The organism is Streptomyces sp. HSW2009 (genome assembly GCF_040240285.1).
GTDB lineage: Bacteria > Actinomycetota > Actinomycetes > Streptomycetales > Streptomycetaceae > Streptomyces.
Genome location: NZ_JBEHZD010000326.1, coordinates 1 through 9,046, shown reverse-complemented (window position 1 = coordinate 9,046; position 9,046 = coordinate 1). Strand labels below are relative to the sequence as shown.

Annotated in this window: 9 protein-coding genes and 1 tRNA gene; 2 read left to right on the top strand and 8 right to left on the bottom strand. The window is 71.9% G+C overall.

From position 1 onward, the window contains the following. Positions 1-3: 3 nt before the first annotated feature. The 6 genes from AAHZ94_RS22120 to ehuB all read right to left on the bottom strand — a co-directional run bounded on the left by AAHZ94_RS22120 (position 4) and on the right by ehuB (position 4,573). Positions 4-77 (bottom strand) — tRNA-Lys (locus AAHZ94_RS22120). A 231-nt stretch (positions 78-308) separates the two neighbouring features. Further along, complete coding sequence (locus AAHZ94_RS22115) at positions 309-1,070, bottom strand: IclR family transcriptional regulator (protein ID WP_349994721.1); 762 nt, start codon at positions 1,068-1,070, stop codon at positions 309-311. 348 nt (positions 1,071-1,418) lie between these two features. Further along, positions 1,419-2,222: an ectoine/hydroxyectoine ABC transporter ATP-binding protein EhuA gene (ehuA, locus tag AAHZ94_RS22110; protein WP_349994720.1), complete on the bottom strand. Its 804-nt coding sequence runs from the start codon at positions 2,220-2,222 to the stop codon at positions 1,419-1,421. Beyond that, the gene (gene ehuD / locus AAHZ94_RS22105; RefSeq protein WP_349994719.1) at positions 2,212-2,862 is read right to left on the bottom strand and encodes an ectoine/hydroxyectoine ABC transporter permease subunit EhuD; all 651 of its coding nucleotides are present in this window, start codon (positions 2,860-2,862) and stop codon (positions 2,212-2,214) included. Before ehuD ends, ehuA begins: the two co-directional genes overlap by 11 nt. Beyond that, on the bottom strand, positions 2,859-3,662 hold the full coding sequence (gene ehuC / locus AAHZ94_RS22100; protein ID WP_349994718.1) for an ectoine/hydroxyectoine ABC transporter permease subunit EhuC: 804 nt from the start codon (positions 3,660-3,662) through the stop codon (positions 2,859-2,861). Before ehuC ends, ehuD begins: the two co-directional genes overlap by 4 nt. Continuing rightward, on the bottom strand, positions 3,659-4,573 hold the full coding sequence (gene ehuB, locus AAHZ94_RS22095; RefSeq protein ID WP_349994717.1) for an ectoine/hydroxyectoine ABC transporter substrate-binding protein EhuB: 915 nt from the start codon (positions 4,571-4,573) through the stop codon (positions 3,659-3,661). Before ehuB ends, ehuC begins: the two co-directional genes overlap by 4 nt. Before the next feature lie 130 nt (positions 4,574-4,703). On the opposite strand from ehuB, the gene AAHZ94_RS22090 reads away from it, so the two are divergent. After that, entirely contained in the window at positions 4,704-5,243 is a 540-nt protein-coding gene (locus tag AAHZ94_RS22090; protein ID WP_349994716.1) for a DUF3830 family protein, read from the top strand. Here the strand turns inward: AAHZ94_RS22090 and AAHZ94_RS22085 are convergent. Both AAHZ94_RS22085 and AAHZ94_RS22080 read right to left on the bottom strand, forming a co-directional pair. Next, a complete protein-coding gene (locus AAHZ94_RS22085; protein WP_349994715.1) occupies positions 5,224-6,654 on the bottom strand; it encodes an amidase in 1,431 nt (476 codons plus the stop codon). The two genes, AAHZ94_RS22090 and AAHZ94_RS22085, sit on opposite strands and share 20 nt — an antisense overlap. Positions 6,655-6,917: 263 nt before the next feature. Further along, positions 6,918-7,862, bottom strand: coding sequence for a D-2-hydroxyacid dehydrogenase (locus tag AAHZ94_RS22080; protein WP_349994714.1), 945 nt, complete (start codon positions 7,860-7,862; stop codon positions 6,918-6,920). Positions 7,863-8,072: 210 nt separating this feature from the next. On the opposite strand from AAHZ94_RS22080, the gene AAHZ94_RS22075 reads away from it, so the two are divergent. After that, a complete protein-coding gene (locus tag AAHZ94_RS22075; protein ID WP_349994713.1) occupies positions 8,073-8,954 on the top strand; it encodes a maleate cis-trans isomerase family protein in 882 nt (293 codons plus the stop codon). The last annotated feature ends 92 nt before the right edge of the window (positions 8,955-9,046 follow it).

Genomic DNA, 9,046 nt, shown 5'->3' with positions numbered 1-9,046 from the left:
ACGTGCGCCGCCAGGGACTCGAACCCCGGACCCGCTGATTAAGAGTCAGCTGCTCTAACCAACTGAGCTAGCGGCGCGCGCTGACAAAAACCATCTTACCCGCCATCCGGGGGTGCTCAGAACCACCCGCCCCGGCCCCCACCTGCTGCGATCTCGCCGGGCCGCGACCTGCCGAGTTCCTGCCCGGGCCGCGCCTGCTGCGTTCGCGCCCGGGCCGCGCCTGCCGCGTTTCCGGCCGGGCGCCACCTGCGGGGCACCCCGCTCCGGGCCGGTCGCCGCCCGATGACCGCCCGGCCGCCGCCGCGAGGCTAGAGCGTGAGCGAAAGCAGCACCGGGGCGGCCTCGCGGTTGAGCGCGTACGCCGCCTGCTTCAGCCGGTGGGCGTGCTCGACCGGCAGTGACAGGGCCAGACAGCCGACCGCGCGACCCGCGGTGATCGGCACGGCCGCGCACACGGTGCCCACCGCGTACTCCTGGAGGTCGAGCACCGGCACCGTCGCCGGCTGGCTGTCCAGCTTGCTGAAGAGCACCCGCTCGTTGGTCGTGGTGCGTGAGGTCAGCCGCACGATCTTGTGGCGCGAGAGGTGGTCGCGCCGCATGTTCTGGTCGAGCTGGATCAGCAGGCACTTGCCGACCGCGCTGGCGTGGGCCGCGGATCTGAAGTCGAACCACTCATTGACCCGGGGCGCGTCCGGACCGTCGGCGTACTGCGTGATCTTCACCTCGCCGTCGATGTACCGGCTGATGTAGACCGCGGCGCCGACCGTGTCACGCAGGATGGTCAGCGTGCGCTGGAGCTTGGCGTGCAGGGCCTGGTGCCGGTCCGCGCCCGTGCCGCCGAGCAGCAGGAGCGCCTCGCCGCTGACGTAGGCGCCGTCACTTGTCTGTTCTACGTACCCCTCGCGACGCAGCATCGCCAACAGGTGGGCGAGCTGGGCGCTCGATACGTCGAGGCGGCGTGTGAGCTCCACGTCGGAAACGCCGCTGGAGTGCTTGGAGACCATCTCCAGCACTCGGAGGGCATGCCGTACCGAGTGCTGTGGGGCGGTCGGCTCGGGCTTCGGCGCCACGGTTTCCCCCTACCAGGTTGTGACCGCTTGCGGTGTTGCTGTCGCTGCTGGTCACGGTCGACAGGCGGAGCCTGGCGCGGTCCGGGCAGCGGAGCTTCGTACCACGATAGCCGGCAAGCGGTGGCCGTGACGGGGGTGTTGGGTGAATTGCTGACGCGCGCCACCCGGCTCAGCAGGAATTCACCACGGGGGCATATGCCACCGTCATGAATTCGATCAACTGCCCGGAGGGTCCACCGCGTTGGCACCCGTAGGACGCGGCGGTCCCTTCCGAAGGCGGCGCCCACCGGGGCGCGCCCGGCAGGCCCCACAGCCGTGCCCGGCAGGGCCCCCGAGCCGCGCGCTGCGCTACAGCACCGCGCTCAGGAACTCCCGGGTCCGCTCGTGTTCCGGCTCGCTGAAGATCTTCTCCGGCGGCCCGGACTCGATCACCCGCCCGGCGTCGAACATCAACACGTCGTCCGAGATGTCGCGGGCGAAGTTCATCTCGTGCGTCACGCACACCATGGTGATGTCCGTCGTGTGGGCCAGGTCGCGCAGCACGTCGAGGACGCCCGCCACCAACTCCGGGTCGAGCGCGGAGGTCACCTCGTCGAGCAGCAGCACCTGCGGGCGCATGGCCAGGGCTCTGGCGATGGCCACCCGCTGCTGCTGGCCGCCGGAGAGCTGGGTCGGGTAGTCGTTGCACTTGGCGCCGAGGCCCACCAGGTCGAGGAGTTCGCGGGCGCGCTGCTCGGCCTCGTCCTTGTCCATGCCCAGCACGTGCACCGGGGCCTCGGTGACATTGCGCAGCACCCGCATGTTCGGGAACAGGTTGAACTGCTGGAAGACCATGCCGATCTTCTTGCGCACCTCGCGGGTGTGCTTCTCGCCCGCCGGGACCAACCTGCCGTTCTTCGGCTCGTGCGTCAGGTAGTCGCCGTCGACCTTGATGGTGCCCTCGTCGGGCTTGATCAGCGTCATCAGCAGCCGCAGGATCGTGGTCTTGCCCGATCCGGAGGGGCCGATCAGCGTCACGTGTTTGCCGGACGCGACCGTGAAGTCCAGGTCGTCCAGGACGGTGTTGGCGCCGAAGCGCTTGGTCACCTTGTCGAAGCGGATCAGCTCGGAGCCGTCGACGGTGGGGTTCGGGGTGGGGGCTTCAGTGGCCAAGACGACGCTCCAGGGCTCGCATCAACAAGGATGCCGGGTACGAAATGAGGATGAAGGCGATGCCGACCATCGTGTAGGGCTCGATGTACTGGAACGAGGTGGCGCCCTCGGACCTGGCCTTCTGCAACATGTCGGCGACGCCGATCAGCGCGATCATCGGGGAGTCCTTCAGCATCGCGATGACGTAGTTGCCGAGGGCCGGCACCACGCGCCGCACGGCCTGCGGCAGGATCACCACGAACCAGGTACGGCCGCGCGAGAGGTTGAGCGCGGTCGCCGCCTCCCACTGGCCGGCCGGCACGCCGTCGATGCCCGCGCGGTAGACCTCGGCGACGTACGTGGAGTAGTGCAGGCCGAGTGCGATCACGCCGGTGGTGAGCGCGGAGAACTTGATGTCCCAGGTCGGCAGCACCCAGTAGAAGAAGAAGAGCTGGACGAGCAGCGGCGTGTTGCGGATGAACTCCACGAAGACGCCTACCGGCCAGCGCACGAAGCGGGTCGGCGAACGGAAGGCCATCGCCCACACCAGGCCGAGCGCGAAGGCGAGCACCGAGCCGAGCGCGGTGGCCTCCAACGTGATGAGCAGCCCGTCCAGCAGCTCCGGCAGGAAGTCCTTGGCGACGTTCCAGTCCCAGGTCACTTGGCGCCTCCCGGGGTGGCCGCGGCCGGGTTGCCCGTCGCCTTGCGGGCCGCAGTGCGGGTTGTCGCAGTGCCGGCCGCCGTACCCGCCGCCGCGCGGCCCGTACGCCGGATGCCGACCTTGGCCAGCAGGCCGTCACCGGGCGGCGGCGCCTGCCCGATGCTCGCCTTGGCCTTGCGCTCAAGCAGCCGCATCAGCCGGGTCAGGACGAAGGCCAGGACGAAGTAGAGGGCGAGGACGATGGTGTAGATCTCCAGGCTGTCGCCGGTCGCCAGCCGGGAGAGCTGGGCGGCGAAGGTGATGTCGGCCACGCTCACGGCCGAGACCAGCGCGGTCGCCTTGAGCAGTTCGATCAGCAGGTTGTTGAACGGCGGGATCATCTCGGGTACGGCCTGCGGCAGCACCACCCGGCGCATGCGCTGCGCGGGCGAGAAGCTGAGCGCGATGGCCGCCTCCCGCTGCGCCGGCGCGACCGCGGCGATCGCACCCCGGACGATCTCGGAGCCGTACGCGCCGTACGTCAGGCCGAGCGCGAGCACCGCGGCCCACATCGGCACGAGCTGGAACTCAAAGCCCAGCGGCATCACGAAGAACAGCCAGAACATCAGCACCAGGGCCGACGTGCCGCGGAAGACCTCGACGTAGAAGCCGGTGAGGAAGCGGACGATCCACAGCCGCGAGGTGCGCGCCATGCCCACGCCGAAGGCGACCAGGACCGCGAACGCCGAGCTGTAGAGCGTGAGTTGGATGGTGATCCAGATTCCGGGGAGCAGCCAGTGCTCCCACAGTCCCGCGGTCATGCGCACAACTCCTCGGCCGTGAGGTCGGTCATCTCGACCTCGGTGAAACCGAACGGCCGCACGATCCGCAGGAGTTCGCCGCTCTTCTTCAGCTTGTGCAGTTCGACGTTGAACGCGTCCCGCAGCTTGGTCTCCTCCGGCCGGAAGGCGAAGCCGCCGGCGCCGATGGCCGGCTTGCCGTCGGCCCCCTTGGGCTGGAACGGCTCGGTCGCCTCCGCCTTGCGGCTGTGCCGCTGGTTGACCACGTTGTGCACGGTCACGGTGGTCCCGGCGAAGACGTCGACCCGGCCCTGCTCGACCGCGAGCAGCCCGGCGAGCTGGTCGGGGAGCACGGTGATCGAGGAGCGTTTGACGCCGGCGGCCACGGCGTAGTCGATCTCGGCGTACGCGGTGCCGCTGGCCATCTTCGCGCCGGTGCGCACGATGTCCTGGTAGTTGTGCAGGTTCTTCGGGTTCCCCTTGGCCACGATGAACGCGTCGCGCATCTGGTAGTCGGGGTCGGAGAAGATCACCTGTTCGCAGCGGGTCGGGTTGATGTACATCCCGGCCGACACCACGTCGAACTGCTGCGAGCGCAGCCCCGGGATGAGCGAGGCGAACTCGGTGGGCACCGGCTGTACGCTGCCGACCCCGAGCCGCTTGAAGATCACCCTGGCGATCTCCGGGGCCTCCCCGGTGAACTCGCCGTCCTTGTCGATGTAGCCGAAGGGGATCTCACCGGCGATTCCCAGCCGCACCGTGCCCTGGGACCGCAGCCGGTCCAGCAGGTTCCCCCCGTCCTTGGCGTCAGCGCTGGAGACCCGGCTACAGCCGGCCGCCCCCAGCAGCCCCAGGGCGGCACCGCCGGCGAGCAGCGAGCGCCGCGCCAACCCTTTTCCGTCTCTGTCGTCGTTCCGTCGTGGTCGAGCCATGGGCGCGCGGCTACCCGAGTCGGCCGAAGTTATGCGAATTGTTTCCGGCCCTTGACGTAGCCGGCAGACAGGCCGTGACCTGGATTCTTGCGGCACGATGGATTCCGGAACGCCATGAGAGGAGCAGTCGGTGACCGACCGGTTCGTGGAAGTCTCACTCGACAGGCGCGGGGTGCGCTGCACCGCCAAGCTGCTGACCGACCGCGCGCCCCACACCTGCGACGCCGTGTGGAACGCCCTCCCGCTGGGCGGCGACGTCTACCACGCCAAGTACGCGCGCAACGAGATCTACACCCTGCTACCGCCGTTCGCCGCGCAGGAACCACCCCTGGAGAACCCCACCATCACCCCCATCCCGGGCGACCTGTGCTACTTCACCTTCAGCCAGACCCAGTTGGGCACCGCCTCCTACGGCTACGAGGCGGCCAGGGCGGCGACCGCCCGTACCGCGGGCACCGCCCCCGCGCCCGCCGCGCCCGGCCCGGCACAACTGGTGGACCTGGCCCTCTTCTACGAGCGCAACAACCTGCTGATCAACGGCGACGCCGGCTGGGTGCCCGGCATCGTGTGGGGCGCGGTCGTGGACGGGCTCGACCGGATGGCCGACGCCTGCCAGGACCTGTGGCGGGCCGGCGCGCTCGGCGAGACCCTCAGCTTCCGGCGGGCCTAGCGGCGGCCGAGCCCGGCGCCGGCGGCCGTACCCCGTCGGCGAGCCCCGCCCCGTACAGCGCGTGCGCGGCGCGCAACACCAGCGCGTCCGCGTGCCGGGCCGCCACCAACTGCACCCCGATCGGCAGCCCGCCGGCGGTCAGCCCGCAGGGCAGCGTCGCGGCCGGCTGCTGGGTGAGGTTGAACGGGTACGTGAACGGCGTCCACCCCGTCCACCTGCGGCCCGGCCAGCCCGGCGGCACCTCCACGCCGGCCGCGAAGGCCGGGACCGGCAGCGTCGGGGTGACCAGCAGGTCGTACCGGGAGTGGAAGCGGCCCATCGCCCGGCCGAGCGCCATCCGCGCGTCGACCGCGGCCAGATAGTCCAGGGCGCTGTACGCGGCGCCCTGCGCGCACACCTCGCGCAGCCCCGGGTCGAGCAGCGCCCTGCGCTCCGCGTCCAGCGGTTGTACGACGCGCGCGGCGCCGCTGAACCACAGCACGTGGAACGCCTCCACCGGGTCGGCGAACCCCGGGTCCGCCTCCTCCACCACGGCCCCGAGGTCGGCCAGCAGCGCCACCGCCCGCCGCACCGCCGCCGCGACCTCGGGGTCGACGCGGGCGCCGCCGATGGTGGGCGCGAAGGCGATCCGCAGCCCGGCCAGCGGCTGGTCGATGGCGGCCCGGAAGTCGTCGACCTGCGGCGCGGCCTGGGACCAGTCCCGCCAGTCGGGGCCGCTGATCACCGCCATCAGGAGGGCCGCGTCCGCCGCGTCCCGGGTGATCGGGCCCACGTGCGAGAGCGTCCCGAACGGGCTGGCCGGATACAGCGGCACCCGCCCGTAGGTGGGTTTGAGCGCGAAGACGCCACAGAAGGAGGCCGGGATGCGGACCGACCCGCCGCCGTCGGTGCCCAGGCTCAGCGGCCCGGCCCCCCAGGCCACCGCAGCCGCGCTGCCCCCGCTGGAGCCGCCGGCGGTGAGCGCCGGGTCGTACGGGTTGCCGGTGACGCCGTCCTTGGGGCTGTCGGTCACGCCCTTCCAGCCGAACTCGGGCGTGGTGGTCTTGCCGAGGAAGACCGCACCGTGCTCGCGCAGCCTGGCCACCGCCGGCGCGTCCTCCGACCACGGCCCCCGTACGGGGACGGTGAGCGAGCCGCGCAGCGTCGGCCCGCCGCGCAGCAACAGCATGTCCTTGACGGCGACCGGGACCCCGTCGAGCAGCCCGCACGGCTCCCCGCGCGCCCAGCGTGCCGCGGACTCGCCGGCCGCGTGCAGCGCCTCCTCGGCGTCGACCCGGGTGAACGCGTTGACCAGCGGCTGGATCGTCGCGATCCGGTCCAGCACGGCCCGGACGACCTCCACCGGCGAGACGGTGCGTGCCGTGTAGCCCTCGATGAGTTGAACGGCTTTCAGGTCACACAGATCGGTCATCGGACCCTCCGGTCTCCCTCACGCGTCCGGTGGCACGGGGTGGGCCACCGCTGGGTGGTGCGTAGTCGGCGGCACCGGCCGGGGGGGGGCGGGGGCGGGCGCGGGTGCGGTCGTCGGTGCGTACGGGCGGGGCCGTCGGCGCGGTCACCGGCCCGGTTGGCGGTGGGTCCGCGGGCGTCGTGGTGGGCGCGGGCCCGGGGCCGGGCGCCGCGGGCCGCGTCGTGGTGGGCCAGGTCGAGGGGGTGCGGGCGACCGCCGCGCCCTCACCCCGGGACATAGCCGAGCCGCTTGGCGACCACGTTGAACAGCGGCTCGCCCGCGGCCCACCGGTCGAAGTTGTCCTGGAACTGGCGGGCCAGGTCATCGCGCCAGCCGACGGTGTCGCCGCTCATGTGCGGCGAGACCAGCAGCCCCGGGGTGTCCCACAGCGGGCTGTCGCCGGGCAGCGGCTCCTGCTCGAAGACGTCGAGCGCGGCCCCGGCGATGCGCCGCTCAAGCAACGCCGACCGCAGCGCCTCCGTCACCACCAGCGGGCCGCGCCCCACGTTGACGAAGTACGCCGAACGGGCCATGCGGGCGAACGCCGCGCGGTCGAAGAGACCCTGCGTGGCGGGCGTCAGCGGCGCCGCGCACACCACCCAGTCGGCGGCCGGCAGCAGATCGTCCAGCTCGGCCACGCCCCGCACGCCCGCGCGCGCGGTGCGACCCACCCACTCCACCTCCACGTCGAGCCCCCGCAGCGTCCGCCCGATCGCCCGGCCGATCGGCCCGGCGCCCACCACCACCGCCCGGGTGCCGGCCAGCCGCCGGGTCTCCCGGTGCTGCCAGCGGCGTTGCCGGTGCAGTTCCCAGGTGCCGGCCAGGTCCTTGGCGAAGGCGAGTACGAGCGCGCCCACGTACTCGGCGATCGGCTGGTCGAAGACGCCGCGCGCATTGGTCAGCACCGTGTCCGAATCGACCAGGGCGGGGAAGAGCAGCCGGTCCACGCCGGCGCTCGCGGTGTGCACCCAGGCGGGCCGCGCGCCCGGCCCCGGCCAGGCGTCGCGCACCGCGTCCGAGAGGAAGTCCCACACCAGCAGCACGTCCGCGTGCGGCAGCAGCGCCGGCAGCCCGGCCCCGTCGCTGACCTGGACCCGGGCCCGGCCGGCGAGCCGGTCCAGCCGTACCGGGGGAGTATCGCCGAGCACGACGACGTTGATTTCAGACATGGGCACAAAACCGTTCCGAAACGTCGATGAGACGGGCGGGTGAGTCGCTTCGTCAGACACCGGAGATATGAGGATTGACCACGCTAGGCACCAGAAACTACCGTCGTCAACAGCAGCACTTATCCCGACGTCCCGGCATTCACCGGCTCTCTTTCCCTTGGCCAAAAGGCCAAGACCGGCGTTCCTAGTCGTTCCTAGTGGGGGCTCGAAATGGACGTCTCTTTTCTGGGTGGTCCGCAGCCGCAGCGTGGTGTGGGCGTGGTGGCACCATTCGACTTCGCGCTCGACCGCGAACTGTGGCGCTGGGTTCCGGATGAGGTGTCACTGCACCTGACCAGGACGCCGTACGTGCCGGTCGAGGTGAGCCTGGACCTGGCCCGGATGGTCAGCGAGCACGAGACGCTGCACTCGGCGGTGCAGGCGCTGTGCGCCGTCGCGCCCGAGGTCGTCGCGTACGCGTGCACGTCGGGCAGTTTCGTGGGCGGGGTGCCGGGCGAGCGGGCCATGTGCGCGGCAATGACCCGGGCCGGCGACGTGCCCTCGCTGACCACGTCGGGCGCGCTCCTCGCGGCCCTCGACGAACTCGACGCCCATCGCATCGCGCTCGTCACGCCGTACACGAAGTCGGTCACCGACGCGCTGGAGGAGTACGTGGCCGAGGCCGACATCGCCGTCGTCGGCCGCGCCTACCTCGGGCTGACCCGGGAGATCTGGCGGGTGCCTTACCGGGACGTGGTGGACATGGCCAGGCTCGCGGTGGTCGGCTCGGCCGACGCGCTGTTCATCAGTTGCACCAACCTGCCGACCTACGACGTGATTCCGCAGCTAGAGGCGGAGTTGCGGATGCCGGTGCTGTCCGCGAACCAGGTCACGGTGTGGGCCGCGCTGCGGGCCATCGGCGCCCGGGCGGTCGGCCCGTACCAGGCCCTGATCGACCCGTCGGCGCGCACCGGCCCGGTGGCCCTGCCGACCGCCCAGCCACCGGAGCCCAAGGAGGCGTACGCGAGCCCGACGACCGGCCCCGAGCCGGAGCCCGCCGACCCGGCCGACCCGCCGCAGCCGCCCGACGAGCACGGCGGCCGGCCCTCGTGAGGACCGGCCGGGACGTGGCCGGGGCGGCAGATCCGGCCGGGACGGCCGGCCGCGGGGGGCCGCGCCCCCCGCCCCCCCCCCCCCCCCCCCCC

Excerpts from the sequence above, each read along its gene's own strand:
- ehuB (WP_349994717.1), bottom strand. The coding sequence starts at position 4,573 with ATGGCTCGACCACGACGGAACGACGACAGAGACGGAAAAGGGTTGGCG.
- AAHZ94_RS22075 (WP_349994713.1), top strand. The coding sequence starts at position 8,073 with ATGGACGTCTCTTTTCTGGGTGGTCCGCAGCCGCAGCGTGGTGTGGGC.
- AAHZ94_RS22085 (WP_349994715.1), bottom strand. The coding sequence starts at position 6,654 with ATGACCGATCTGTGTGACCTGAAAGCCGTTCAACTCATCGAGGGCTAC.
- AAHZ94_RS22080 (WP_349994714.1), bottom strand. The coding sequence starts at position 7,862 with ATGTCTGAAATCAACGTCGTCGTGCTCGGCGATACTCCCCCGGTACGG.
- ehuC (WP_349994718.1), bottom strand. The coding sequence starts at position 3,662 with ATGACCGCGGGACTGTGGGAGCACTGGCTGCTCCCCGGAATCTGGATC.